Source organism: Rhodococcus sp. 14-2470-1a, assembly GCF_002259425.1.
GTDB lineage: Bacteria > Actinomycetota > Actinomycetes > Mycobacteriales > Mycobacteriaceae > Rhodococcoides > Rhodococcoides fascians_E.
The window spans coordinates 1-25,287 of record NZ_NPFZ01000024.1 but is presented as its reverse complement, the minus strand read 5'-3'; the positions used below and the strand labels follow the sequence as shown (position 1 = coordinate 25,287).

At 64.6% G+C, this 25,287-nt stretch carries 24 protein-coding genes; 13 read left to right on the top strand and 11 right to left on the bottom strand.

All coding sequences use genetic code 11. The annotated features are described in order from the left end of the window. Positions 1-4: 4 nt before the first annotated feature. Entirely contained in the window at positions 5-1,156 is a 1,152-nt protein-coding gene (locus tag CH292_RS11500) for an LLM class flavin-dependent oxidoreductase (RefSeq protein WP_094654971.1), read from the bottom strand. 101 nt (positions 1,157-1,257) lie between these two features. Between CH292_RS11500 and CH292_RS11495 the strand changes: the two genes are divergently transcribed. Continuing rightward, on the top strand, positions 1,258-2,574 hold the full coding sequence (locus tag CH292_RS11495) for an MFS transporter (protein WP_033190304.1): 1,317 nt from the start codon (positions 1,258-1,260) through the stop codon (positions 2,572-2,574). Between the two features lie 128 nt (positions 2,575-2,702). Here CH292_RS11495 and CH292_RS11490 read toward each other — a convergent pair whose 3' ends face one another. Together CH292_RS11490 and CH292_RS11485 are read right to left on the bottom strand one after the other, a co-directional pair. Next, the gene (locus CH292_RS11490; protein ID WP_094654790.1) at positions 2,703-3,488 is read right to left on the bottom strand and encodes an alpha/beta fold hydrolase; all 786 of its coding nucleotides are present in this window, start codon (positions 3,486-3,488) and stop codon (positions 2,703-2,705) included. 4 nt (positions 3,489-3,492) lie between these two features. Further along, positions 3,493-4,386 carry an NAD(P)-binding domain-containing protein gene (locus tag CH292_RS11485; RefSeq protein WP_094654789.1) on the bottom strand — a complete coding sequence of 298 codons (894 nt, stop codon included), beginning with the start codon at positions 4,384-4,386 and terminating at the stop codon, positions 3,493-3,495. A 78-nt stretch (positions 4,387-4,464) separates the two neighbouring features. Here CH292_RS11485 and CH292_RS11480 point away from each other — a divergent pair, with 78 nt between their 5' ends. Further along, positions 4,465-4,788: a helix-turn-helix domain-containing protein gene (locus CH292_RS11480; protein WP_230594018.1), complete on the top strand. Its 324-nt coding sequence runs from the start codon at positions 4,465-4,467 to the stop codon at positions 4,786-4,788. Position 4,789: 1 nt separating this feature from the next. On the opposite strand, the gene CH292_RS11475 is transcribed toward CH292_RS11480, so the two are convergent. Both CH292_RS11475 and CH292_RS11470 read right to left on the bottom strand, forming a co-directional pair. Then, entirely contained in the window at positions 4,790-6,475 is a 1,686-nt protein-coding gene (locus CH292_RS11475; protein WP_094654788.1) for a SulP family inorganic anion transporter, read from the bottom strand. Between the two features lie 9 nt (positions 6,476-6,484). Next, complete coding sequence (locus CH292_RS11470) at positions 6,485-8,047, bottom strand: ABC-F family ATP-binding cassette domain-containing protein (protein ID WP_094654787.1); 1,563 nt, start codon at positions 8,045-8,047, stop codon at positions 6,485-6,487. Between the two features lie 269 nt (positions 8,048-8,316). Here CH292_RS11470 and CH292_RS11465 point away from each other — a divergent pair, with 269 nt between their 5' ends. The 3 genes from CH292_RS11465 to CH292_RS11455 all read left to right on the top strand — a co-directional run bounded on the left by CH292_RS11465 (position 8,317) and on the right by CH292_RS11455 (position 12,612). Then, positions 8,317-10,116, top strand: a complete 1,800-nt coding sequence (locus tag CH292_RS11465; RefSeq protein WP_094654786.1) for a penicillin-binding transpeptidase domain-containing protein — start codon at positions 8,317-8,319, stop codon at positions 10,114-10,116. A 124-nt stretch (positions 10,117-10,240) separates the two neighbouring features. Then, on the top strand, positions 10,241-11,863 hold the full coding sequence (locus tag CH292_RS11460; RefSeq protein ID WP_371828041.1) for an NTF2-like N-terminal transpeptidase domain-containing protein: 1,623 nt from the start codon (positions 10,241-10,243) through the stop codon (positions 11,861-11,863). Positions 11,864-11,874: 11 nt separating this feature from the next. Then, complete coding sequence (locus tag CH292_RS11455; protein WP_020112342.1) at positions 11,875-12,612, top strand: sulfite exporter TauE/SafE family protein; 738 nt, start codon at positions 11,875-11,877, stop codon at positions 12,610-12,612. Here the strand turns inward: CH292_RS11455 and CH292_RS11450 are convergent. The 3 genes from CH292_RS11450 to CH292_RS11440 form a co-directional block, all read right to left on the bottom strand. Next, a complete protein-coding gene (locus CH292_RS11450) occupies positions 12,609-14,057 on the bottom strand; it encodes a peptide MFS transporter (RefSeq protein ID WP_020112341.1) in 1,449 nt (482 codons plus the stop codon). The two genes, CH292_RS11455 and CH292_RS11450, sit on opposite strands and share 4 nt — an antisense overlap. 45 nt (positions 14,058-14,102) lie before the next feature. Beyond that, positions 14,103-14,486 (bottom strand): DUF3054 domain-containing protein, encoded by a 384-nt coding sequence (locus CH292_RS11445; protein ID WP_094620583.1) that lies wholly within the window; start codon positions 14,484-14,486, stop codon positions 14,103-14,105. A 157-nt stretch (positions 14,487-14,643) separates the two neighbouring features. Then, positions 14,644-15,195, bottom strand: coding sequence for a YceI family protein (locus tag CH292_RS11440; protein WP_019667830.1), 552 nt, complete (start codon positions 15,193-15,195; stop codon positions 14,644-14,646). Between the two features lie 145 nt (positions 15,196-15,340). Between CH292_RS11440 and map the strand changes: the two genes are divergently transcribed. Then, positions 15,341-16,111 (top strand): type I methionyl aminopeptidase, encoded by a 771-nt coding sequence (map, locus tag CH292_RS11435; RefSeq protein WP_020112339.1) that lies wholly within the window; start codon positions 15,341-15,343, stop codon positions 16,109-16,111. On the opposite strand, the gene CH292_RS11430 is transcribed toward map, so the two are convergent. Continuing rightward, entirely contained in the window at positions 16,112-17,257 is a 1,146-nt protein-coding gene (locus CH292_RS11430; protein ID WP_371828036.1) for a YbhN family protein, read from the bottom strand. Between the two features lie 30 nt (positions 17,258-17,287). Continuing rightward, entirely contained in the window at positions 17,288-18,742 is a 1,455-nt protein-coding gene (locus CH292_RS11425) for an adenylate/guanylate cyclase domain-containing protein (RefSeq protein WP_019667833.1), read from the bottom strand. Between the two features lie 286 nt (positions 18,743-19,028). Between CH292_RS11425 and CH292_RS11420 the strand changes: the two genes are divergently transcribed. From CH292_RS11420 to CH292_RS11405, 4 genes are read left to right on the top strand one after another with little or no spacing between them, the layout of a single operon-like run. Beyond that, positions 19,029-20,222 carry an AI-2E family transporter gene (locus CH292_RS11420; protein WP_033190294.1) on the top strand — a complete coding sequence of 398 codons (1,194 nt, stop codon included), beginning with the start codon at positions 19,029-19,031 and terminating at the stop codon, positions 20,220-20,222. Further along, positions 20,215-21,363, top strand: coding sequence for a MacS family sensor histidine kinase (macS, locus tag CH292_RS11415; protein WP_019667835.1), 1,149 nt, complete (start codon positions 20,215-20,217; stop codon positions 21,361-21,363). Before CH292_RS11420 ends, macS begins: the two co-directional genes overlap by 8 nt. Further along, on the top strand, positions 21,360-22,010 hold the full coding sequence (locus tag CH292_RS11410; RefSeq protein ID WP_020112333.1) for a response regulator transcription factor: 651 nt from the start codon (positions 21,360-21,362) through the stop codon (positions 22,008-22,010). The genes macS and CH292_RS11410 overlap by 4 nt, the downstream gene beginning before the upstream one ends. A 42-nt stretch (positions 22,011-22,052) precedes the next feature. After that, on the top strand, positions 22,053-22,277 hold the full coding sequence (locus CH292_RS11405) for an autophagy-related protein 2 (protein WP_230594016.1): 225 nt from the start codon (positions 22,053-22,055) through the stop codon (positions 22,275-22,277). A gap of 38 nt (positions 22,278-22,315) precedes the next feature. Here the strand turns inward: CH292_RS11405 and CH292_RS11400 are convergent, their stop codons facing one another. Then, the gene (locus CH292_RS11400; RefSeq protein WP_019667838.1) at positions 22,316-22,705 is read right to left on the bottom strand and encodes a hypothetical protein; all 390 of its coding nucleotides are present in this window, start codon (positions 22,703-22,705) and stop codon (positions 22,316-22,318) included. A 171-nt stretch (positions 22,706-22,876) separates the two neighbouring features. Here CH292_RS11400 and CH292_RS11395 point away from each other — a divergent pair, with 171 nt between their 5' ends. The 3 genes from CH292_RS11395 to CH292_RS11385 all read left to right on the top strand — a co-directional run bounded on the left by CH292_RS11395 (position 22,877) and on the right by CH292_RS11385 (position 24,986). Further along, entirely contained in the window at positions 22,877-23,983 is a 1,107-nt protein-coding gene (locus tag CH292_RS11395) for a glycosyltransferase (protein ID WP_218829499.1), read from the top strand. Between the two features lie 36 nt (positions 23,984-24,019). Next, positions 24,020-24,688: a DUF1707 domain-containing protein gene (locus tag CH292_RS11390; protein ID WP_019667840.1), complete on the top strand. Its 669-nt coding sequence runs from the start codon at positions 24,020-24,022 to the stop codon at positions 24,686-24,688. A 70-nt stretch (positions 24,689-24,758) separates the two neighbouring features. Then, the gene (locus tag CH292_RS11385; RefSeq protein ID WP_033190291.1) at positions 24,759-24,986 is read left to right on the top strand and encodes a hypothetical protein; all 228 of its coding nucleotides are present in this window, start codon (positions 24,759-24,761) and stop codon (positions 24,984-24,986) included. Positions 24,987-25,287 lie beyond the last annotated feature (301 nt).

Genomic DNA, 25,287 nt, shown 5'->3' with positions numbered 1-25,287 from the left:
AGCATCACAGGAAAGGTGTTCCGACCGAAACATTTCTCGAGTCACGGGCCCGTGTGAGACCGCGCTTCTCGAGGATCGGCCGCACGCCTTCACCGAAGTGGTAGGCCTCTTCGAGGTGCGGGTAACCGGAGAGAACGAAGTGTTCGAGCCCGATCGACGCGTACTCGGCGATGCGATCGGCCACTTCCTCGTGTGAGCCCACCAAGGCTGTGCCCGCCCCTCCGCGGACCAGGCCGACTCCCGTCCACAGATTGGGCGCGATCTCCAGTGAGCGGGCGTCGGCGCCTGCCGTGTACGCGCTGCCGCCGCCGTGCAGTTCACGCATACGACGCTGGCCCTCGGACACCGAGCGGGACAGGCTTTCCTGCGCCGCTTCGATGGTCTTGGGATCGAGGGCACCGAGCAGACGGTCCGCCTCTGCCCACGCCTGCTCGGACGTGTCTCGTGAGATGACGTGCAGCCGGATGCCGTAATCGAGGGTGCGGCCCTGCACCTCCGCCAGGTCCCTGATCCACGCGATCTTCGATGCGACCGCCGCTGCTGGTTCCCCCCACGTCAGGTAGGTGTCCGCGAACTGCGACGCCACCGTTCCCGCGGCCGGCGACGAACCACCGAAGAAGATCGGCGGCACCGGATCCGGATGACGCTGCAGCGCAGCTTCTTCCACCTTGATGTATTTGCCGTCGAAGGACACCGGCCCGTCGTTCGCCCAGAGGCGACGGGTGACGTCGAGGAATTCACCGCAGCGCTCGTAGCGCTGGTTCTTGTCCAGAAAATCGCCGAACCGTCGCTGCTCGTGGTCCTCGCCACCGGTGACGACGTTCAGCAGGAGACGTCCGCCGGACTGCCACTGGAACGTCGCGGCCATCTGAGCGGCCAACGTCGGACTGAGCAGACCTGGCCGTAGGGCGACAAGGAACTTGAGGGTTTCGGTGGTGTCGATCATCATCGCCGTCGTCAACCACGCGTCCTCGCACCACGCACCCGTTGGCGTCAGGACCGCCTCGAATTTGTTGCTCTCCGCTGCGGCGCCGATCTGGTTGAGATACTTCAGCGTCGCGGGTCGATCTCCGGACATCGACGATCCATGTCCGCCCGCCATCAGATTGCGGGAGTCGCCGTACGTGGGCAGGAACCAATGGAAGCGTAGAGACATGTTGTCCGATTCTGGCAACGTCCACAGACGGTGTCCAGGGTTGCAATCAGGCTGATTCGAATCCATGACCTGCTGTCGAGGCAGGCTTACTCTGGCTCCACATGACTGCATTCGCCGAGGCCGCACCGGCCGAATCGGACCCGGCCAGACGCAAACGACTCCGCACCGTCGTCGCGGCGAGCCTCCTCGGAACGACAGTCGAATGGTACGACTTCTTCCTCTACGCCACCGCCGCAAGCCTGGTGTTCAACCGACTCTTCTTTCCCGATCAGAGCTCGTTCGTCGGCACGATGCTGTCGTTCGCGACCTTCGCCGTCGGATTCGTCGTCAGACCCATCGGCGGCGTCGTGTTCGGGCACTTCGGCGACCGGATCGGCCGGAAGAAGACGCTCGCTCTGACGATGTTCATCATGGGCATCGCCACGGCACTGATGGGCGCGTTGCCGACGACCGAACAGATCGGCGTACTCGCACCGATCCTTCTGCTCCTTCTTCGGATACTCCAGGGCTTCGCACTCGGTGGCGAATGGGCCGGCGCCGTACTGCTCGCCGTCGAGCACAGTCCGGCGAAGAAGCGCGGCCTGTTCGGAAGCATCCCGCAGATCGGACTGGCACTCGGCTTGGCGCTCGGCACAGCGGTGTTCGCGCTTCTGCAAACAGTGTTCGACGACGCCGCCTTCCTCGCCTACGGATGGCGCATCGCGTTCCTGCTCAGCTTGGTGCTCGTGGCAGTCGGCCTCGTGGTACGCCTGAAAGTGGAAGAGACACCGGCGTTCCAGGAAGTCACCGACCTGAAGCAACGCTCGTCGGCACCGGTCCGTGAGGTGTTCGCGCGCAAGTCCATTCGAGGAACCGTGCTCGGTCTTCTCTCGCGGTGGGGTGAAGGCGCTGCCTTCAACACGTGGGGTGTCTTCGCCATCACCTACGCAACGACACAACTGGATTTCGAGAAGGTTCCAGTGCTGCTCGTCGTCACCGTCGCAGCCGTCGTCATGGCACTGCTGCTCCCGCTGTCCGGACTGCTCGTCGACCGATACGGCGCCAAGAGGATCTACGTCATCGGCATCGCACTCTACGGAGCGGCAGTGTTCCCGGTGTTCGCCCTCTTCGATACCGGAAGCCTGTGGCTGTTCGGCCTCGGCCTCGTCCTGGTCTTCGGATTCGTCCACGCCCTGTTCTACGGCGCACAAGGAACGCTGTACGCAAGCCTCTACCCGACGGAAATCCGCTACACCGGACTGTCCATCGTCTACCAGTTCTCCGGCATCTACGCCTCGGGCGTCACACCGTTGATCCTGACCGCCCTCATCGCAGCAGGCAGCGGATCACCCTGGCTGGCCTGCACCTTCCTCGTCGGAACCTCCGTCATCAGCGTCATCGCCACAGTCCTCGTCCGTAAGCGGGATCTGTACCTCTGACCGTGTCTTTTCCGGACCGAACGTGGCGTTCGGTCACTTCAAGTGACCGAACGGCACATTCGGTCCCGAAAAGCGGGAGCCCGAAAGGCGGGAGCCCGAAAGCGGGTGTCCGAAAAGCGGGTACGACGCTAATGCTTCAGGAACGGTTCGACGACGGCGAGGACTTCGGCGCTTGCGGCGGGGGTGGTCGAGTGGTCGAATCCGCGGATGGTGTGCAGTTCGGAGTTCTTCACGAGTGCGGCTGCGGATGCGGTGTCGTCGAGTCGCGTGGTGTCCTGGGATCCGACGTAGAACAGTGACGGGATCTTCAGGCCGCGCAGGTCGGCGTCGGACAGTCCGGGTTCTGCGTCGGATGCCCGGAAGTAGGCCGCCATGGCGTCGGAGTCGTTGGCGGAGAACACAGCACGTGTAGCGGCGTCGACGGGGAACAGTCGGTGCTTGTTCCACTCCTCGATGAATCCGTCCATTCCTCGGTCGGCGAGGACGTCGGCGCAACCGGGGAAGAACAGCCGGTCGAAGGCGCCTTTCTGTGGTCCGTGCGAACCGCCGCCGGAGATCAGCTTGGTCACCTTCTCGGGTGCGCGTGCTGCCAGGGTCAGGCCGGCTCGGGCGCCGTAGGAGTAGCCCCAGTAATCAGCGCTGGGGACGCCTACCGCGTCGAGGACTGCCACGAGGTCGCCGACGATGGAGTCCATCGTGTACGCCTCGATCTCGTGCGGCTTGTCGCTTCGCCCGTGGCCGCGCATGTCGACGAGGATCAACGTCCGGCTGGGTCGAAGTGCCTTGACGTATCCGAAGGTTCGCCAGATCGTGTGCGTCAGCAGGCTGCCGTGCACCAGCAGCAACGGTGGTCCTGATCCCACGACCTGGAAGGCGATGCGGGTTCCGTCGGCGGGGTTGGTAGCGAAGTCCACCGCATCATTGTCCTGTATCGGCCATACGTGGTCGGGAGCGGGATTCGCCCAGGAACTTCTCTGCCACCACATCCCAATCCGTGGCAGCGGGCCAATGGTCCAAAGCCCGTGCGGACGCTGCTCTGACGTGTTCCGCCAGACCGGGGTCGATTCCCGCTTGGTGACTCGATTCGACGATGTGCGTCAGGAACGACAAGCACATGTCCAGCCGGGCGTCGCCCTGGTCGTACCGACGGTGTCGAAGCGACGTCGTCGACGCGGGCAGGGAACCGCCGAGAGTGTCGACGATCCCCCGGGCATAGGGCAGAAACGCTGCAGGCTCGACACCGTGAGCTGCGGCCAATGCAGCTGCGTGCAAGTAGGCGTACATGCCGGAGAAGTAGATGTCGAGCATCGCGAGATCGAGCGCCGGTGGCATCGAATGATCGTTCCCGACGATGTCGCTGCTTCCTCCCAGTGCGTCGAGGATCGGCTGTGCGGCGGTCAAGTCCTCCTCCGCGCCCGCGTAGAGCGCCGAGCAGTGCTCGGTTCCCACCATCGAAGTCGGCACCATCATCGCGCCGGTCACGTACCGGACTCCTCGGGCAGCGGCCAGCGCAGCCGAGTCGACGGTGTCGGTGGGAGTACCTGTCGAGAAGTTGATCAACACTCCGCTGGTGTTCGTTGCTGGAATGCGATCGATGACGGTTCGGCTGATCTCGTGGTTTCGCACGCACACGACGACGATGTCGGCATTTCGCGTGGAGTCCTCCACCGTGGCCGACATCTCGACGTCGATTCCATCGATCGTCCTCGGGGTTCGGTTCCATGCGCGAAGGTGATGTCCTTTGGCCGCCGCTGCGCGTGTGATTGCTTCACCCATCGCGCCGAGGCCCAGAATTGCTGTCGACTTGGTCATGATCGGAATGATTCCCGGGTGCAGCGTTGCCGTCGAGTACGCACAATGAAGTAAGTACAGCCGCGGGAGGGGTGCGTCGTGAACGATCCGAATCCATGTGGAGTGAATGTGGTCTTCGGCTTGATCGGGTCGAAGTGGAAGCCGACGATTCTGTGGCGGCTCGCGGAGGGCGATCGTCGTTTCGCGGAGCTGCGCACACAGATCGGTGGGATTTCCGAGAAGGTGCTTGCCGACCAATTGCGCGAGCTCGTTCGTGACGGTCTCGTGGTGCGCACCGCAGCCGACGGGTTTCCGTTGCGCGTCGACTACCGGCTCAGCACGGACGGGAGCGAGCTCAACTCACTTCTCGATCCCCTGTCGGAATGGGGTGATCGCCTGTTCGCGCGCAGATCGCGGGAGTAGTTCAGCGGCGATGGAAGGCATCGACGGCGGCTTCGACGGTGTAGTGGAATCTGGACCCGTCGAATCTGCTGCCCACGCCGAAACGGATGAGCCGATCCTTGATCGGGCCTTTCATCTCGGCGAAGGCAAGGCGAATTCCCTTGTCCTCCAAGAATTGATCGAGCTCGACGAGTTCGTCGACGGCTGTGGTGTCGAGCCCGGTGATGGGTTCGGTGGCCACGACCACCCATTCCACCGGGACCGGAGCATCTGCGACGGCAGTGCGAATGTACTGGTCGAAGATGTCGCCGTTGGCGAAGAAGAGCGGCGCGTCGAATCGGACGAGAAGCAGACCCGGGATCCGTTCACCGTCGGGATGCCGGTCGATGTCGTGGAAGCCAGGACGGTCCGACGTTCGGACCAGCTCGGTGCGGTACGGCTGCCAGGCGCGCGCGACGACGGCGAAGAACGACAGGGCGATCGCGACGAGTATTCCCTGCAGCACCCCGACGAGGGCGACGCCGAGGAAAGCGGCTGCCGCCAGCCCGAATTCGACCCGGCTCATGTGCCACATCCGTACGAGACCGGACACGTCGATCAACGACGTCGCGGCCACGATCACGACGGCACCGAGCGCCGCGTCGGGGAGGTAGGCGGTGACCCCGGGTGCGGCGAGGACGAACGCGAGGACCGCGAGGGCTCCCACGACGCCGGTCAGTTGAGTTCGAGCACCGTTCTGTTCGGCGACCGGTGTTCGAGATCCACTCGCCGAGATCGGGAATCCGCCGAACAAACCCCCGGCGACGTTGGCCACGCCGATGGCTTTCATCTCGGTGCTGCCGTTCACCTCTTCGCCGTGTCGGGCCGCGAAAGTGCGGGACAGAACGCCCGTGTCGGCGAACGCCAGCAGGGCTATCGCGGCGGCGGGCCCGATCAGCGACACGACGTCACCCCAGTCGACCCCTCCGAACGAGGGGAGAGGCAGTCCGCGGGGTAGCTCGCCGACCATCGACAATCGATCGGTGAGATCGAGAAGCGCGGCTGCGGCCATCGCGCCGACGACCGCAACGAGAACGCCGGGAATGCGCGGGATCCACCGTCGGAAAGCGGGAATGACGAGGAGACATCCGAGTCCGACAGCAGCGGTGACCGGGTCGATGTCGCCGCCCAGAACGGAACGGACGATCTCCGTGAACTGCCCCGTCACACCGTCTGCATCCACGGAGAACCCCAGGACCTTCGGCAGCTGGCCGACGATGACGATGAGCGCTATCGCGTTCAGATAACCGAGCCTGATGGGTTTCGACAGCAGCTGGGTGACGAACCCGAGCCGAAGATAGCCACCCGCGATCAAAATCACGCCGACGAGCACGCCGAGGATCCCCGCCAACGCCAGAGCGCTCGCCGGGTCGTCGGTGACGGCCAACGGGATGACGGCGGCGGCGATGAGTGGCGCCAGCGACGAATCCGGCCCCAGGACCAGAATCTCCGACGGACCGACGACCGCGTACGCGAGCAGCGGAACGATCGTGGCGTACAACCCGGCGTACGCGGGCAACCCTGCTGCCTGCGCGTATCCCATTCCGGCTGGAATGAGAAGAGCTGTCAGTACCAGGCCTGCCGTGATGTCGCTGCGCAGCCACTCGCGGCGGTAACCGCGGGCAGTGACTACTCCGGGCAGTCGGCCGACGATTCCCGCTACGGTCATCGCTCGAACCTACAGTGACTCCGGCAAATCGGTCTCCTCGTCTCGGCCCAACTCCACCCATCTCGTCGGCTGGAGGTCTCGTAGGAACGGCAGATCATGGCTGACGACGACGAGTGCGCCCCGGTAGCTCGCCAGCGCCTCGGTCAGATGCTTCTTGCTGGCGAGGTCCAGATTGTTCGTCGGTTCGTCGAGCATGAGCAGTTTCGGTGCAGGGTCGGCAAGCAGGATTCGGGCGATCGCCGCCCGCAGGCGCTCCCCGCCCGACAACGTCGACACCACGGCGTCCGCGTCGCTGCCGCGGAACAGGAATCTCGCGAGTTGGGCGCGGATCTGCTCGTTGCTGGCGTGAACGGCCACATCGGCGACATTCTCTGCCACCGTCCGTGATTCGTCGAACACATCGAGGCGCTGCGGCAGGTACCGCCACGGTACCGATGGTCCCGCCTTGTCGATCGCACGCAGCAGGGTGGTCTTCCCGCTGCCGTTCGGCCCGATCAACGCGATCCGCTCCGGACCGACGATGGCGAGTTCGTTGACCGCCGTGATCTGCTGTCCGGCAAACACTTCCGTGTCGGGAAGGTCGACGCGAATCTCCTTGTCGTCACGCAGCCGTTCCTCGGCAGCGGCAAGTACCTCCTGAGCGTCGTCGACCTTCTCGATGTGGTTGTTGCGTAACTTGCCCGCCGAAACCTGAGCTGCCCGTTTACGCGCGCCCATGACGATCTTGGGCTCGCGCTTCTGCTCGTACATCTTCTTGCCGTACCGCGCCCGTCGATCGATCTTCGTTCTGGCCTCGACCAATTCGCGTTCCTGTTTGCGAACGTCGTTCTTGGCATCGTGCAGTGCGGCCCGAGCAGCCTCCTGCTCGGCATCGATCACCGATCGATAGTGCGAGTAGTTGCCGCCGAACATCCGCAGCCGAGTCGGCCCGGATCGGTCGGCCCTCAGCTCGGCCGTGGAGTCCATGAGATCGAGGAGTTCGACGTCGTGACTCGTCACCACCAAGACGCCGTCGAACGACTGAACAGCCTGGTAGAGCCGGGCGCGAGCGTGCAGATCCAAGTTGTTCGTCGGCTCGTCGAGCAGCAGTACGTCCGGCTCCGCCAGCAACTGTGCGGTCAGAGCCAACAGCATCGATTCCCCGCCCGACAGGGTTCCGATGACACGGTCCAGATCGGTTCGGACAGAAACGATGTGGCCAAGACCGAGTTGCCCGAGCAGTGCGACGGCCTGGTCCTCGGCGTCCCAGCGGTTGCCGACCACGCCGAAGTCGTTCTCGGATCCGTCACCGGATTCGATGCGATGCAACGCTTCTCGGAGAGCGCGAAGCCCGAGGATGTCGTCGACCCGGCGATAGGTGTGCAGGGCGATGTCCTGTGGAAGGTAACCGACGACTCCGTCGACGGTGGCCGAACCGCGGGTCGGTGTGTACTGGCCTGTGACGATCTTCAGCAGGGTGGACTTACCGGCCCCGTTCGATCCGACGAGTCCTGTTCTGCCGGAGGAGAACACAGCGTCGAGTCCGTCGAAAACGGGATCGCCGCTCGGCCACGCGAAGGTGAGATCGGACATGCGCAGGGAAGGGGATGTAGACATGATTGCTCCAGAGGTGTGCGTGCAGGGATGCAGGCGAGAAAACCTCTAGAAGAGCAACGGCCTCTCCGATTCTGTTGGCAGCAAGGCGAGAACCACGATAGACCCGCTTCGGGTCCCCCGCAACCCATTTACGTGAGTGGAAATGCAGGCCCTGGGACAGGCGCGGAGCCTGCGGAGCGACCAGAAATCACCTGTCATTTCCACTCACGTAGGAATCAGGCATGATCGGACGGGTGCGCACATCCATGAAGACGGTTCCCGCTCTGTGTGCTGTGGTGGCACTGGTTCTTGCCGGCTGCGGGGACGACGGTCCACCGGAACCCATGACCACCGCGCAAGCATTCGTGGACGCGATCAACAGCGGGTCGGCCGACGCGGCGGCCGCGCTCACCACCGACCCTGCCGCCGCGACAGCGTCGCTGAACGGCCTGTACGACGGTTTGAGCGGGGGCGGCACCGTGACGGCGACTCCCGATTTCGAGGTCGCCTCGGCATCCGAGGAGGGCGGCGCGGTGACCCTCGACGCCACCTGGCGGTTCTCGACGACCAACGACGGCACCGAGGAACCCGACGGCGAACCGAAGCAGTGGCAGTACGACACCTCCGCCACGGCAACCGAAACCGACCAGGGCTGGCGCATTCAATGGGACCCGGCCGTACTGGCACCGGGACTGTCCGCCGACACCACCGTCAGATACACCCCGACCGACGCGCTCGTCGCTCCCCGAGTGTTCGACCGAAGCGGCACCGAGTTGATGTCGCAGCAGACGGTCACCCTGGTGAACGTCGATTCCACCGCCGACCCGGCGGCCGTCGCGTCGTACATCACGCCGATCGTGCCGACCATCACGGCGGAGTCGATCGCCGCCGATCAGGCTGCTTCTCAGGGGAATTCCACAACGGTGGTGTCGCTCCGGCAGTCGGACATCGATCCGATCGCCGCACCCCTGGCCGCGACGCCGGGCGTCACGCTTGCCCCGCAGCTTCGACTGCTCACCACCGACCGAGCGTTGACGTCGCCCGCGCTGACCGGGGTGTCCGAGCTGTGGCAGTCCCAGGTCGACGACAACAAGGGCTGGTCCGTTCAGTCGGTGAACGCCGACGGTACGGTGACGCAGCTCGCCGGGCTCGACGCCGCCCCCGCGCCGGACATCTCGACGACGCTCGACACCGGCCTGCAGCTGAAAGCAGAGAACGCGCTTGCGTCGATCCCGCAGCAAGCGGCGATCGTCGCACTGCAACCGTCCACCGGCAACGTTCTGGCGGTCGCGCAGAACTCGGCCGCCGATGCGCAGGGGCCGATCGCGCTGACCGGCCTCTACCCGCCCGGGTCGACGTTCAAGACGGTCACCACGTCCGCCGCCCTCGAAGCCGGAACAGCGACCCCCGACACGATCCTGCCGTGCCCCGGCACCGAGAACATCGAGGGCAGGCAGATACCCAACGACGACAACTTCGATCTGGGCGACGTGCCACTGCACACGGCATTCGCTCGCTCGTGCAACACGACGATGGGACGACTCGGCGTCGGCCTGCCCGCCGACGGACTCCAGCAGACGGCACTGCAGTACGGCCTCGGCGTCGACTACGTGACTCCTGGGCTGACCTCCGTCACCGGCAGCGTCCCTCTCGCGGACACCCCGGCTGCACGCGTCGAGTCGGCCATCGGTCAGGGAGCCGTCACGGCAACACCGTTCGGGATGGCGCTGGTGGCGTCGTCGATCGCCGGTGGATCCCTGAAGCCCCCGACCCTGGTCCAGGGTCAACCCGGTGTCGCCGACACGACGGTGGCGCCTGTCGATGCCACCGTCGCCGACCAGGTCAAGACGATGATGCGAGAAACAGTCACCGCCGGAACGGCCACTCAGCTGCAGGACATCCCCGGCCTGCTCGGCAAGACCGGCACCGCCGAATTCGGTCCCAGCAACGAAGGCGCACACGGCTGGTTCGTCGGCATTCAGGACGACCTCGCCTTCGCAGTCTTCGTGTACGACGCCCAGAGTTCCGCACCCGCCGTCGACGCTGCAGGTCGATTCCTGCGCTGAGCGTCGGGCGGTGCATTGACCGAAGAGGGAGCCGGCGACGCCGAATCGTGACCGGAGCGAGTGAATACCGTGCTTGTTACTCGTGTGACTCTAGTGAATATTGTGACTCATGAGTTCTGTGGGGATGCCGGTTGTGCGCCGGATACGCGGCCGCTACGTGGTTGCTGTGGGGGCAAGTCTTGCTGTGACGTCGACTGTTGCGTTCTGGGCGCTGGACAGTCCGCCCAGTGAGGGCGAGCGCGTCGTGGACCAGTTCGTGGCGGCGCTGAACGACCGTGATGTCCAGGCTGCGGCGGCGCTGACCACGTATCCGAACGCTGCGGCTGCGAGTCTCCAACAGATGTTCGACGGTTTGGCGGCGGGCGGGCAGTCGACGGGGGACTTCGAGGTCGGCCAGTTCATCGATCTGAGCGGCGACTCGGGATTCTTCACCGTCGATTCCGACTGGCATTTCCGTGACGGTCAGGATTGGGCCTACGACACCCGCGGCACGGCGAAGAAGCTCAGTGTCGGGTGGCGCATCGCGTGGGAGCCGGCTGTGGTGGCGCCGGACATGGTGCCGGGTGGTTCGGTCCGGTACGTACGCACCGATGCAGCGCCGCCGTTGGTCTTCGATTCGGCTCGGAACGTGCTGATGAACGAGCGGACGATCAACGCCGTTCTGCTCGACCCTGCGCAGATGCCGGACCCAGCGGCGTCCACCGCGCAGCTCGCCGATGTCATCGACGTCGTCGCCCCGCTGATCACGCCGGACTCGTTGCTCACCGAGTTGGCGGCGACGCCGGGCAGTTCGGTGCTCGCCGTCAATCTGCGCGACGACGACTTCGCGGTGCTCGAGGATGATCTCAGGGCCATTCCCGGTGTTGTCATCACGCAGACGCCGAAGCTGATCGCGGGGGACCGCCGGATCACGTCGCCGCTGCTGGACTCGTTGCGCGACGCGTGGCAGCAGAACCGTGACGCGACGGCAGGTTGGGCCGTCGACGTCATCGGGCCCGACGGCACCTACGTTCGGCAGGCAGGCTTCCAGGGGCCTGCCGGTCCGGATCTGCAGTCGACGCTCGATCCGCGGGTCCAGCTCGCGGCCGAGGAAGCGGTGGTCAGTGCGCCGTCGTCGGCCTCGATCGTGGCCATCGCACCCTCGACCGGTGCGATAGTCGCCGCTGCCCAGAACAGTTATGCCAACGAGCAGGGCCAGATCGCGTTCTCGGCGATGTATCCCGTCGGATCGGCTGCCGATCTGCTGGCGGTCGACGATGTGGATCCGACGAGTCTCGGTTTCGGCGTGGATTATTCGATGCCGGGCCTGAACGCCTACACGGGGCAGTTCCCGTCGAGCAGCAGTTCCATCGATCGCTTCCGGAACGTCGGGAACACGTCGTCCGACGTCACGGTCACCCCGTTCGGTCTGGCCCAGATGGGTGCGGCCGTGGCGAGAGGCGGCGCGACGCTGCCGTCGATCGTGGCAGGTCAGACGGCGACCGCGAGCAAGGAGACGGCAGCGATTCCCGAGTCTGCGTTGCAGCGTCTTCGGGAAATCTTCCAGAACTCCGCGCAGGACGAGGGTTTTGCTGCCTACGACGGCTTGACCGGTTTCGCCGGCAATTCGGACGACGACCGTTGGTTCATCGGCACCCGAGGTGACCTGGCGTTCGCGGTGTACATCGAGGATGCGTACGGCACCGATCAGGCCGTGAAGATGGGCACACAGATGCTGACTGCATTGGACTCCGGCACCACCGAGTAGCTTTACCCTTCGTGACTCTGCTCGAATTCGGACTACTCGTCGTCGCCGGTTTCTTCGCCGGCCTCGTGGGTTTCGTGACCGGGTTGGCGTCACTGGTGTCCTATCCGGCGCTGTTGATGGCAGGCGTACCGCCGGTCGCCGCGAATGTCACCAACACGGTGGCGATGGTGGCGGTCGGAGTCGGGGCCACCACCAATGCGTCGAGCGAGATCGCCAAGGACGGAAAGAAACTCGTCCGATTCGCGGCGATCTCCGCTGCCGGTGGGCTCGCGGGTGCACTGTTGCTGCTGTTCGCGCCCGAGGATTCCTTCGAGGCCGTCGTGCCGTTTCTGGTCGCCTTCGCCGCAATCGCGCTGCTGGCTCAGCCGCGTATCCGGAAATTGGCTGCCGGAGGCGAATTCCCGCGTTTGTACCCCGTGTCGCTGTTCTTCGTGGCGATCTACGGGGGTTACTTCGGTGCAGGAGCGGGCGTGATCTTCCTGGCGCTGGCGTTGATCTGTACGTCCGATTCGATCTGGCGCGCAAGCATTCTGAAGAGTTTCTTTCTCGGCATAGCGAACGCAATCGCTGCTCTGGTCTTCGTGTTCTCCGGTGACGTGCACTGGCTCGCCGCGCTTGCCCTCGCCATCGGGGCGTTCGCCGGTGGCTACTGCGGACCCCCGGTGGTGAAAGTCATTCCGCCGACGGTGTTGCGGATCACCGTCGGCGTGCTCGGACTCGGCTTGGCCGCCTGGCTGTACCGGGGTTAGCGAACCCCGCTCATCATCTTCTTGATCCACGGCGTGAGGGCGACGAGGACGACACCGACGGCAATGGAAGCACCGCCGACCGTGTAGAAGAACGGATTCGGGTTGTCCTGATCGTAGTAACCCGCAAGCGTGCCTGCCATGGCCGAGCCGAGCGCGACGGACAGGAAGAACAGCGCGACCATCTGCGTGTGGAAGTTCTCCGGTGCGAGCTTCGTGGACAGCGAAAGCCCGACGGGCGAGAGGAAAAGCTCCGCGAACGTGAACAGCAACAGAATGCCGATGAGCGCCAGCAACGGCATGGATGCACCCGCGAGTGAGGGCACGAACGCCAGGAAAGCGAGACCCATGATGGACACGCCCGCTGCGAATTTCAGCGGCGTCGACGGCTGACGGTCACCCAGCTTGGTCCACACAGCCGCGAACACACCGGCGAAGATGATGATGAAGACCGGGTTGATCGACTGCACCCAGTTGGGTGGGAACTCCCAACCGAACAGGTTGCGGTCCAGCTTGGAATCCGCGATGAGCGGGACGGTCGTGAACTGCTGCTGGAACAGCGACCAGAACGCGGCGCTCGCGATGAACATCGGAATGAACGAGATGACGCGTCGGCGTTCGATCTTCGTGATCTGCTTGCTGGAGAGAATGATTGCGAAGTAACCGATCGCGGCGACGACGGTCACGCCCACCACTACGTCGGACAGGTTCGACGCGGTGAGTGCGCCGAAGATCGCGAGTAGTGCGACGGCAACGATCGCGACGACTGCGATGATCGCCCACCGTGCACGCTCGGCGCCGGGAAGCGGATTCGGAGGCGTGGCTCCGATGGTGCCGAGGTGCTTGCGGCCGAGGGTGTATTGAATCAGTCCGAGCGCCATACCGACTGCCGCCAAGCCGAATCCGGCATGGAATCCCGCGGTGTCCCACGCCAGACCGGTCAGCAGTGGGCCGACGAACGCGCCGAGATTGATGCCCATGTAGAAGAGCGAGAACCCGGCGTCTCGACGATTGTCGTGCTCGTCGTACAGATCGCCGACGAGGGACGTCGCGTTCGCCTTGAGGCCGCCGCTACCGAATGCGACGAGGACCAGACCCACTCCGACCCCGAGGAAACCGGGAAGAAGTGCCAGGGCGATATGGCCGAGCATGATCAGGACCGCGCTGTAGAACAACGTGCGCTCCGAGCCGAGGAGCCTGTCCGCGATCCATGCGCCGAGGATGGTCGAGAGGTACACCGTTCCGCCGTAGGCGCCCACGATCGACGTCGCCGAACTCTCCGCAATTCCGAGTCCGCCGTCGGCCACCGAGTAGTACAGGTAGTAGATGAGGATGCCTTGCATCCCGTAGAACGAGAACCGCTCCCACATCTCCACGCCGAAGAGGTTCGCCAGCGCGAACGGCTGCCCGAAGAACGCTGTGTCTTGCTTGCTCTGAACATCGGCCATTAGTGAACTGTCCCATGCTCAGGCGGCGAATTGGGGGAGATACGGTCAGTTTTTCGGGGTCGGCAACAACTTCGCGAGTGCGCGCCACCCGAGCAGGAAAACAGCAAGCACCGTCGACGCGACGAGAACGAAGCTGAAGGCCGTTCCCTGCCCACTTATCACCCTGAGAATCATCCCGACGACGACCGTCGACACCCAGACGACGATGCCCGTCGGGACAATCAGATACGCGTCGAACTTGTCCCGATACAGCGCCCACGATGCAGCCCAGCCGACCGCGGCACCTGCCACGAACGGCCACGCCGTGTGCACGAGACCGGTGATGGCACCCGCCTCGTCATGGCTGCGCCGGCCGATCGCGCAGAACACGATCACGAGAATCAGATCGACGACGGCGGCGAAAATCGGGCTGCGCTTGGTCACCCACACAGAGTAAATGGGTCGTTCCCGCCGGCTCCACTCCCGTCCACATGGGTCGTTCCTGCCGGCTCCACTCCCGTCCACATGGGTCGTTCCTGCCGACATACGAGAGCACCGGGCGACCGAAGAGGTCACCCGGTGCTCAGGTGGAGAGAGGCGGGCTGCATCAAGCAGCGAGGCCTGCCTCGATCTCGAGGGTCAGTGCGATCTTGTCGCCGACGACTGCGCCGCCGCCTTCGAGGGGCATGTCGATGGAGATGCCGAAGTCGCGACGGTTGATGGTGGTGCTGGCCTCGAAGCCTGCGACCGGGCCTGCGCCCATTCCGGGGTTGACGCCGTTGAACTCGAGCTTCAGGTCGATGGACTTGGTGACACCGTGGAGGGTGAAGTCACCGGTGACCACGAAGTCGCCGCCGTCGGCCTTGACGGAGGTGGAGGTGAACGTAGCGGTGGGGTACTTCTCGACCTCGAAGAAGTCGGCCGTCTTGAGGTGGCCGTCGCGCTGCTCGTTGTCGGTGGTGATGGAGGTGACGTCGATTTCGGCGTTGACCGAGGGGGTGCCGTCCTCCGCGACCGTGATGGCGCCGGAGAAAGCCTGGAAGCGGCCGCGAACCTTGCTGACGACGAGGTGGCGTACCGAGAATCCGACGGTGGAGTGCGCCGGGTCGATGTTCCAGGTGCCTGCGGACAGTTCGGGCAATGCGATGGCGGTGGTCATGACAACTCCTGTTTGATTGAAGGTTCAACACGCATAGTACATAAGCGGACCGCGGTCCGCATCTATTCCCGGGAGACTTTTTCGATTTGTCGACCGGTATAGTTCGGCCGGTATAGTTATTGGATTGTTTCGGGAAGGCCCTACCGTGATCGAGATTCTGAACCCCAGCCAGGTCGCCCTGGCGCGCGAGACCGGCGCACTCGTCGGTGAGATCCTGCAGACCATGAAGAGCCGTAGCGTCGTCGGAACCAATCTGCTCGACATCGACCGGTGGACCAAGGAAATGATTCTCGGGGCAGGTGCCGAGTCCTGCTACGTCGACTACGCGCCGTCCTTCGGTAGCGGCCCGTTCGGTCACTACATCTGCACGGGCGTCAACGACGCTGTTCTGCACGGCCGCCCTCACGACTACACCCTCGCCGACGGCGACCTGCTCTCGCTCGACCTCGCGATCCTGCTCGGAGGTATCGCCGCGGACTCCGCCATCAGCTTCGTCGTCGGCGAGACGAAGCCCGCGGACAGCGTCGCGCTGATCGACGCCACCGAGCGCGCGTTGGCCGCCGGAATCGAGGCCGCGGGTCCGGGCGTGAAGATGGGCGACATCTCCCATGCCATCGGGTCGGTCCTCACCGGTGCCGGCTACAAGGTCAACACCGAATTCGGTGGGCACGGAATAGGTTCGACGATGCATCAGGATCCGCACGTCTCCAACAGTGGCCGCAAGGGCCGCGGCTACACGCTCAGGCCGGGTCTGCTGCTCGCCCTGGAGCCGTGGGTGATGGCCGATACCGACAAGTTGATCACCGACACCGACGGCTGGACGCTCAAGAGTTCCACCGGATGTCGCACCGCGCACAGCGAGCACACCATCGCCGTCACCGACGACGGAGTCGAAATCCTCACGCTCGCACGGTGATCAGGCAGGTTCCGGATCCGACCTGTCGATCTTCGGCTGGACGTCGAGGTGGAGGTTCCTGGCCTCCTGCTTCTCCAACGCGATGTCGTACCCCAGGTCCTCGTGCTGGTGTTTACGGAACAGCACGAGAAAGACGATCCAGCCGACGACGGCGACGAGGATGAAGCTGACGGCGCGGTAGACGAACGCCGCTGCCACGGCCTGCGACGCGCTGATCGACGCCGCGCTGGTCAGCAGCGCGATCAGGGTGGCGTCGACGATGACGAGTCCGCCGGGAGCAAGCGGCACCGACCCGACGGCCTTGGCGGCGGCGAACGCGAACAGCAACCCGGACAGGCGGGGATCTGCGCCGACGGCGAAGCACGCGAAACCGAGGCAGGCGACGTCGGCGAGACGATGCACCGCCGACCAGCCGAGCGTCAGGCCGGCGTCTCGCTTACCGAGCTGTACCGATTGAACCTGTTCGATGATCTCGTCGATCCGCTCCTGCCCGGCATCGGCAGGCTGATTGCGAAAGTCGTTCACCTTGTGCAGAACCCACCGCGCCGCACTGCGGATGGACCGAGGGTGCGCCGAGACGTACCGAACGGCAAGAACGATCGCCAGCACACCGGCGATCGGAAGCACCAGTGTGAAGGTGTTGACCGATCCGCCGACGAGCAACGCGCCCGCGACGCCGAGGACGGCCAGCCCGGCAGCGGCGATGACACCCGAAATCGCGAGCTGCCACGACGCGACGACGGGACTCGCACCCCAGCGTCGGGTCTGGCGGTACGTGAACGCCGTCGAGAACACCTGACCGGCGGGCAGCGTCAGAGACATCGCAGTGCTGCCGTAGATGACGGCGACGGACTTGGCCTGACGAACCCGCACACCGCCGGCCTGAAGCAACTGCTTCTGCACCCGCCCGAACGCGCTCAGCGACACGGCTTGGGTGAACACACACGCGGCGAGCCAACCCCAATGGATCTCGGTGAGCGCCTGCCAGGACTCGTGCAACCGCGGCCACAGATAAATGCCCTCGCCGACGAGCAGAGCGATCAACGCGACCCCGGCGATCCACTTCAGCCAGCGGAGGCGGTTTCTCCGGCCTCGGTTGCCTGCCTCAGGAGCGCCGGCCACATGCTCGGGTCTCGGTTCGGCCACCTTCACAGGGTAACCACACGAGTCGAACGTTCACGGGTGCTCCACGGGCCATGCGAGGTGGGTGAGGCGTCGTCTGCCGCGTAGTTGGACCTGATCTCCGAGCTCCCAGTGTTCCTGTTCCTCGTCACTTGCGAAGTACAGAGCGGACGTCGACGCCAGCACGCGGCCGGGCCGAAGTTTGGACAATTCGGTCAAACGAGATGCCTCGTTGACCGGGTCTCCGATGACGGTGTACTCGAAGCGTTCCTTAGCGCCGATGTTTCCTGCCACCGCAAGGCCGGCCGACACACCGATGCCGATGTCGAGTCCGACGATGTCGTCGAGGGCAAACCGCAGGTCACGTGCGGCAGCCAATGCTGCCGTCGGAGCGTCGGGCCGGTCCAGCGGCGCCCCGAAGATCGCGAGGGCGGCGTCGCCCATGAATTTGTTGACGAAACCGTGGTGCTGATCGATCACGTCGACCACCACACGGAAGAACTCGTTGAGAAGCTCGACGACTTCACCGGGTGGGCGCTCCGACGCCGTGGCCGTCGATCCGACCATGTCCACGAACAGCACCGCCACGAAGCGAGTTTCCCCGCCCAATTCGGTACCGAATTGCAATGCGCGTCGGGCCACGTCCTCGCCGACATGCTGACCGAACAACTCCCGCAGCACTCGACGCTCGGCCGATTCCTCCATCATCCGGTTGAAGCCGACCTGCAGTCGACCGATCTCGCTGCCGTCGAACACGTCGACCTCGACGTCGTTGTCCCCACGCTGGACACGCTCGATCGCCCGGCGAAGCTGGCGAATGGGATCGGAGATCTGACTCGCCGTCAGCATCGACAGAATGAACGCCTGACCGATCGCCAGGACACTGAGCAGGATGATCGCCACCGCGAACGAATCGGTGGAGAACACCAGATCCGTCGTCAATTGCGTCGCGCACAGCAAGATGATGCCGATGACGGGCATCAACGTGCCCAGACCCCACGTCATCGCCATTCTGGTCCCGACGCCCGGCGTCATCGTCCGGTCGAATCGGCCCTCGCTGAGAGCCATCGCAGCCACCGGCCGCAGAATTCTCTCGCCGAGCATGTACGTGAAACCGAACGTCACCGTCGCCGCCATGACCACCGTGACGATCACCGCCACCGCCAGCGACGGCATCTCCGTCACCGTGAGCAGCACGAACAGGACGCCGCCGATGACCCACAGGACGAGATGCACGATCGCCTGTCGCAGCGGCGCATGCAGCGTCGCCATCTGCTCCTTGCGGTTCGGCGGGCCACCGCGCAACTGCCACCGAATCACACTCCGCAACGTCCGAGCTGCGTAATACAGACTCACCGCACCGGCTGCGACCAGATACGCCCCGAACACGTACACATTGCGAACACGATCCGCGACGATCGACTGCGACTCCTCGATAGGAAGCCCGTACCGCACGAACGCGAACACCAACACCGCGCCGAACAGATTCGACAGCAACATCGACAACATATAGAGAGGCCAGCGACTCTTCAGGGTGAGCGAGACCGCTCTCAAAGATGCCAGCACGGGTTAAATTTACCGGGTGACCGAACGCGAGCCGCAGGCAGAAGCGTCAAAGGTACTTCCCAGCCGTCCAGCACCCCCTCCAACAGCGGCCCCCTCCGGTCATTCCGCAGGCTCCACTCCTGGCCTATCTGGTCATTCCGCAGGCTCCACTCCTGGCCTATCTGGTCATTCCGCAGGCTCCACTCCTGGCCTATCTGGTCATTCCGCAGGCTCCACTCCTGCCGATTCGGTGCATCCCCTCGTCCGGATCGGCGCCGAATGGACCTGGCGTCTGCTGGTCATCTTCGCCGGCTTCATCACGTTCTGCTACGTCGTCGCACGGCTGGACACCGTGGTCATCCCCCTCGGCCTCGCGTTACTCGCGTCGGCGATGCTGCTCCCGCTCGTCGACTGGATGCAGCGACGCGGCGTACCGAGGGCCGCGGCCGTCGTGATCGTCATCATCGCGAGCATCGGCGTCGTCGCCGGGATCATGACGTTCGTCGTCGAGCAGTTCATCGAGGGGCTACCGCAGTTGGGTGACCAATTCACCACGTCGATCAACGACGTCCAGCGGTGGCTGGCCGACGGGCCCTTCCACATCTCGCAGGATCAGATCAGTCAGGCGAGCGAGAACCTCGTCAAGGTCATCCAGGACAACCAGGCCGCAGTGACGTCGGGCGCCTTGACCACTGCGACCGTAATCGGCGAAATCCTCACCGGCGCCGCGCTGACGCTGTTCATCCTGATCTTCTTTCTGTACGGCGGAGACCAGATCTGGGAATTCGTCACCAGACTCGCCCCCACCGGAGCGCGACGGCGGATCCGCCTCGCCGGCAGTCAAGGCTTCGGATCCCTCGTCGGATACGTGCGCGCGACGGTCGCCGTCGCCGCAGCCGACGCCATCGGAATCGGCGCGGGTCTGGCCATCCTCGGCGTACCGCTCGCACTTCCGTTGGCATCGCTCGTGTTCATCGGAGCGTTCATTCCGATCGTCGGTGCGTTCGTCACCGGATTCGTGGCCGTGTTCATCGCTTTGGTGACCAAGGGCTGGCTGACGGCGCTGATCACGCTGGGTATCGTCGTCGCCGTCATGCAGCTGGAAGGGCATGTGCTGCAACCGTTGCTGCTCGGCCGTGCAGTGCGATTGCACCCGCTCGCGGTGGTACTGGCCATCACCGTCGGCATTCTGCTGGCCGGAATCGTCGGTGGCCTGCTGGCCGTCCCCATCGTCGCCGTCCTCAACACTGCGGTTCGGTCGTTGCTCGCCGACGATCCCGACGAGGTCTACGAGGAACTGGAAGAACACGATCCAGGGGAGCCTCTGTTCCCGGCCGAGGCCGACAGCCCGCATCCCCACAATCGCGAACTCGACCCGGGCAGTCTGAGCACCCCGAATCTGTCGAAAGAGACCGGCTCGGAACGGAAGCCGACCGATGGGTGACGCTGTCACGCCGCTGTGGCGGGCCTCGCAGGCGTTCCGTCTGATCACGTTGATCTACGCGATCAGTTATCAGGTGGCCTCGATGTCCTACTACAGCAATGCTCGGCTGAGCTGGTTCTTCGTGGCGTTGATGGCGGTGTGGACCGGTCTGTCCGCGGCGCTGCTGTCGAGGGCGACGCTCCCGCGGTGGAAGGTGGTGCTCGCCGATCAGATCGTCGTGATCGGGCTGATGGCGTCGACTCGCCTCGTGTCGGAATACGAGTGGTACAGCACTCACCAAACCCTCCCAACCACGCTGTGGGCGACCAATGCGGTCATTTCGGCGGCAATCCTGTTCGGGCCCAAGGGCGGTATCGCGTCAGGCATCCTGTTGTCGGTGGTCAGCGCCGTGGTGCGCGATCAGATCGATCTGGATCTGTGGACCGATGCGACCGCACCGGTTCTGGTGTCCGTCGGTCTTGCGCTCGGGTTGGCGAGCAACACCGCCCATCGAGCGCACGCCGAACTCCAGCGCGCGGCCCGACTCGCGGCAATCACCGAGGAAAGAGAACGTCTCGCCCGGCAGGTGCACGACGGTGTGCTGCAGGTCCTCGCGCTCGTTCGCCGTCGTGGATCGGAAATCGGTGGTGTTGCAGGCGAACTCGCCGAGCTGGCGGGTGAACAGGAAGTAGCGTTGCGAATGCTCATCTCCGAGCAGGGGGAGCCGAGCCGAGTCGACGCCACCCAGGCTGAAGTGGACTTGCGCAGCCTTCTTCGTCCCTACGGCAGCACCACTGTCTCGGTGTCCTCCCCGCCGGATCCGGTGTTGCTCGACAGGTCGGTGGCCGAGGAACTCTCCGCCGTGGTCGACACTGCACTGTCCAACGTCGCGCTTCATGCAGGCGAGGGTGCTCGAGCCTATGTCCTGCTGGAAGACGTCGACGACATGGTCATCGTCAGCGTGCGCGACGACGGCGACGGTATCGCTCCCGGCCGACTGGCGGCTGCGGAAGCCGAAGGGCGGATGGGCGTGTCGAAGTCGATACTGGGCAGGGTCTCGTCGATCGGCGGAACGGCTGTGCTGGACACCGACGTCGGCGTCGGAACCGAATGGGAGATCAAAGTGCCGAAACAGCGGAACGACCCGAAGGACAAACGATGACGCAGGAGCAGATCACCGTCATGGTCGTCGATGACCACCCCATGTGGCGCGACGGCGTCGCACGGGATCTGGAGGCCGCGGGATTCGACGTCGTCGCGACGGCGGACAGCGTCGGCGCCGCAGGAAGGCGGGCGAAGGCCACACAGCCCGACGTCGTGCTGATGGACATGCATCTGCCGGACGGAAACGGAGCCGACGCGACGAGCAAGGTTCTCGAGGGCTCGAAGAACAGTCGAATTCTGGTGTTGTCCGCGTCGTCCGAACGGGAGGACGTACTCGACGCCATCAAAGCGGGTGCGACGGGGTACCTGGTCAAGAGCGCGTCGGCCGACGAACTGTACGAGGCCGTCCGTTCCACCGCTGCGGGGCAGGCGGTGTTCACGCCCGGACTCGCGGCGTTGGTTCTGGGTGAGTACCGGCGGATGTCGAGCGCGCCGGAGGGAGAGCGAGACTCTCGCCCGACGTTGACCGAACGCGAGACCGAGGTTCTTCGTCTGGTCGCAAAAGGGTTGAGCTCCAAGCAGATCGCCACGAAGCTGACGCTCAGTCATCGAACCGTCGAGAATCATGTGCAGGCCACGTTGCGCAAGCTGCAACTCGCCAATCGAGTCGAATTGACGCGCTACGCGATCGAACAGGGTCTGTAGCCGAGTGTTTGCGTGCCCGCGCGGACGGGCACACCTGAACGCATGACCGATACCGACAAGCCCGTCGACACCACCGTCGATCCCACCGAGAAGACGCGCGGTCAGGATGCCGACACCGGGCAGAGCGCGAACGAACGCGGACGCGCAATCGAGGAGTTCGACGAGCACATCGACGGATCCGGTGATTCACCGTCGTTCCCGACGCCCGATCCGGACGACGTGACGGACACTCCGACGGACCCGAAGACCACCACCCGCACCGAGTGACGCCCAGGCTGGGCAGGCGGAAGTCCTGGCCAGCCTGTTCAGCGCCGGACGAGGCGCCCGATGGCGCACCGCGCGTACGGCAGGTACGGGAGCACGAAGGCCGGCGGTCCGTCCAGGGTCAGCCAGGTGCGGCTCCCGTCCGGCCGAGACGCCACCCCGTGGGTGAGCGTCAACCCCAGCTTGCGATTCTTGAACCAGACTTTCGACGTCCACGTCCAGCCCGCTTCGTCTACTTCGGTCACCTCGAAGTCGAGTCGAAGCCACAGTGGGCCTTCGAGCCGGCCGAACGACTGCGTGCACACGCGCGACATGGAGTATTCGACGGACACGATCTGCGTTGCCCACGACGACCACTGGCGTGGGTCCATGTACCGCTCCCACACCGCACCGGCTCTCGCCTCCCCAACGGCATCGATCGTGATCTCCATCTCCACGGATTTACCCGGCGATTCGCCGAGAAAAACGTGGTGAGCGGTCTATTTGGCCGTTAGGTAGTGCGGGGAAGGTCGTTGTCCGGACTTCCGACGTTCAGAGTCCTCCTACTCGTCGTTCTCCTACTCGTCGACGAACGGTCACGGCGCGCGGTCACACTCGACGCAGTGCGCATCGTGCAGCTTGCGAACTTCTACGGACCGCGTTCCGGCGGTCTTCGAACCGCCGTGGATCAATTGGGTGCGGGCTACACGGCGGCCGGCCACGAGGTGATTCTGGTCGTGCCAGGAGAGCGAGCGACCGAGACGATCCTGCCGTCGGGGGTTCTGCGCATCACCCGTCCTGCAGGCAAGATCCCCTTCACCGGTGGCTATCGCGCGGTCAATCCTCGATCCACAGCCGGACTCCTGAGTGCGCTGCGTCCCGACGTCGTCGAGGTGTCGGACCGCCTCACGCTGAGAGGGATGGGGAAGTGGGCAGCCCGGCGCGGAGTTCGAAGCGTGATGATCTCCCACGAGCGCCTCGATCGCCTACTCGGGCAGATGATGCCCGACGCGACGGCACGAGCACTCGCCGACGTCGCGAACCGTCGCACAGCCGAGACGTACGACGCCGTCGTGTGCACCACCGCTTTTGCACGACGCGAGTTCGAGCGCATCGGCGCCACCAACGTCTCGCAGGTTCCACTCGGCGTCGACCTCGACATGTTTCATCCGGGCCGACGCGTCGGCGATTCCGCGTCGCCCTGGCATCGGGGCGCTGGGCGCCTGCTCGTCCACTGCGGTCGATTGTCGGTGGAGAAACGGGTGGATCGCAGCATAGATTCGGTTGCTGCGCTTCACCATTCCGGATTCGATGTCCGATTGGTGATCGCAGGCGACGGACCGAGGCGCGCCGGGCTCGAACGGAGAGCCCGAGGGCTCCCCATCGAGTTCCTCGGATTCGTCGACGGGCGTGAGGAACTCGCCGCCCTGCTCGCTTCGGCGGATGTCGCGGTGGCGCCGGGCCCGCACGAGACATTCGGGCTGGCCGCACTCGAATCGCTTGCCACCGGAACCCCCGTCGTCGTATCGAGGTCGTCCGCGCTGGCCGACATCGTGACCACCGACTGCGGTGGGCGCTTCGACGACACCGCAGATGGATTGGCGACGGAACTGTCGAGGGTGTTCGACCTACCCGCTCCAGCCCGACGGACGGCCTCGCGGGCCAGGGCGGAGCAGTTCGGCTGGCCGCTGTCGGTGGCGGGGATGCTGAGCGTGCTCGAATCCGCATGATGGCCAGGTTCGGCGTCGACACCTATCCTGGAACGCATGGAGGCGAGGGATCTACGAGTGTCCGACGCAGAGAAGGAGCATGTGGGTCAGCTCCTGCAGCGCGCAGTAGGGCAGGGCATGCTGTCACTGGGCGAATTCACCGAGCGGATGGACACGGCGCTGGCCGCCAAGACCCGCGGTGAACTGAACTCCGTCCTCGCCGACCTACCTGGCATGCAAATCGCCGAGGAGCACCGCCCGCCCAGTCCCACTCCGTACAACGCCGTCCCGGCGCCTGCCTATCAACCGCCGACGCATTCGCCCTGGCAGGGGCACGCAGGAAACGCTCACGGCGGTCCGGGCGACGTGGTGCGCGGAACGATGTCCACGGTGTCGCGCAAAGGGCCGTGGCACGTGCCGCCGAAGTTGTCGATCCAGAGCAAGATGTCGACGATCACGCTCGATTTCACACAGGCGATCATGTCGACCCAGGTGGTCGAGGTGACCGTCGACGATTACTGCAGCACAATCTCTCTCGTTGTCCCCGAGGAGGCGACGGTCGACCTCAACGGCCTCGACACCGTGGGCGGCAGCGCCAACAACAAGGTCCGCACCGGCCCGCCCATCGGCCGATTGCACGTTGTCGTGCGCGGCAAAGTCCGCTTCGGCTCCGTCACCGCCAAACACCCACTCGGAACGTCGTTCCGGCGGATGTTCGGACACTGATCGCGCTTCGGGGTGAATCTCACGGTCGACCCCGATTGACGACGCCCGTACCTGGCGAAACGATGAAGTGATGCAGATCCAACAAGTGTGGCCATTACTGGCAGTCCGTACGCGATCGTGGTTGATCGAACACAACGGTGAGCCGCTCGACCCGTATGTTCAAGCCGAACTTCTCTCCGTCGCGGGAGATTCGCCCGACCCGGCGTGGTGGGCCGGGCATTCTTCGGCAGATCAGTCGGAACTGACCGACGCCGCCGTCGACTGGATCGAGTCGGTGGCAAACGACGAATTGGATTGATCGACCGTAAGTTTCAGGCTGTTGCTCGATCAGCTGTCTCGTCCGGTTCGCTCGAGTTCGCGGACGATCGAAGTATCCAGCAACTCCGACGGTATGGGAACGTGTGTTCGAAAACTTGGCGGTGGGTCTGGTTATCGTGGTGTCATGCTCATGGGGGATGAGGGTTCGGGGACAGCAGTCGACGACTCGGCGGTCGGTGACTCGGCGGTCGACAGTACGGGGTCGGTGTTGCCGATCGAGGCGGCGTATCTGGCTCAGGTGGTGGCGACGTTGGAGCGTCAGGTGGAGATTCTGAGTCGGA

Excerpts from the sequence above, each read along its gene's own strand:
- CH292_RS11500 (WP_094654971.1), bottom strand. The coding sequence starts at position 1,156 with ATGTCTCTACGCTTCCATTGGTTCCTGCCCACGTACGGCGACTCCCGC.
- CH292_RS11495 (WP_033190304.1), top strand. The coding sequence starts at position 1,258 with ATGACTGCATTCGCCGAGGCCGCACCGGCCGAATCGGACCCGGCCAGA.
- CH292_RS11485 (WP_094654789.1), bottom strand. The coding sequence starts at position 4,386 with ATGACCAAGTCGACAGCAATTCTGGGCCTCGGCGCGATGGGTGAAGCA.
- CH292_RS11475 (WP_094654788.1), bottom strand. The coding sequence starts at position 6,475 with ATGACCGTAGCGGGAATCGTCGGCCGACTGCCCGGAGTAGTCACTGCC.
- CH292_RS11470 (WP_094654787.1), bottom strand. The coding sequence starts at position 8,047 with ATGTCCGATCTCACCTTCGCGTGGCCGAGCGGCGATCCCGTTTTCGAC.
- CH292_RS11465 (WP_094654786.1), top strand. The coding sequence starts at position 8,317 with ATGAAGACGGTTCCCGCTCTGTGTGCTGTGGTGGCACTGGTTCTTGCC.
- CH292_RS11460 (WP_371828041.1), top strand. The coding sequence starts at position 10,241 with ATGCCGGTTGTGCGCCGGATACGCGGCCGCTACGTGGTTGCTGTGGGG.
- CH292_RS11450 (WP_020112341.1), bottom strand. The coding sequence starts at position 14,057 with ATGGCCGATGTTCAGAGCAAGCAAGACACAGCGTTCTTCGGGCAGCCG.
- CH292_RS11440 (WP_019667830.1), bottom strand. The coding sequence starts at position 15,195 with ATGACCACCGCCATCGCATTGCCCGAACTGTCCGCAGGCACCTGGAAC.
- CH292_RS11425 (WP_019667833.1), bottom strand. The coding sequence starts at position 18,742 with ATGTTGTCGATGTTGCTGTCGAATCTGTTCGGCGCGGTGTTGGTGTTC.
- macS (WP_019667835.1), top strand. The coding sequence starts at position 20,215 with ATGGGTGACGCTGTCACGCCGCTGTGGCGGGCCTCGCAGGCGTTCCGT.
- CH292_RS11410 (WP_020112333.1), top strand. The coding sequence starts at position 21,360 with ATGACGCAGGAGCAGATCACCGTCATGGTCGTCGATGACCACCCCATG.
- CH292_RS11405 (WP_230594016.1), top strand. The coding sequence starts at position 22,053 with ATGACCGATACCGACAAGCCCGTCGACACCACCGTCGATCCCACCGAG.
- CH292_RS11400 (WP_019667838.1), bottom strand. The coding sequence starts at position 22,705 with ATGGAGATCACGATCGATGCCGTTGGGGAGGCGAGAGCCGGTGCGGTG.
- CH292_RS11390 (WP_019667840.1), top strand. The coding sequence starts at position 24,020 with ATGGAGGCGAGGGATCTACGAGTGTCCGACGCAGAGAAGGAGCATGTG.
- CH292_RS11385 (WP_033190291.1), top strand. The coding sequence starts at position 24,759 with ATGCAGATCCAACAAGTGTGGCCATTACTGGCAGTCCGTACGCGATCG.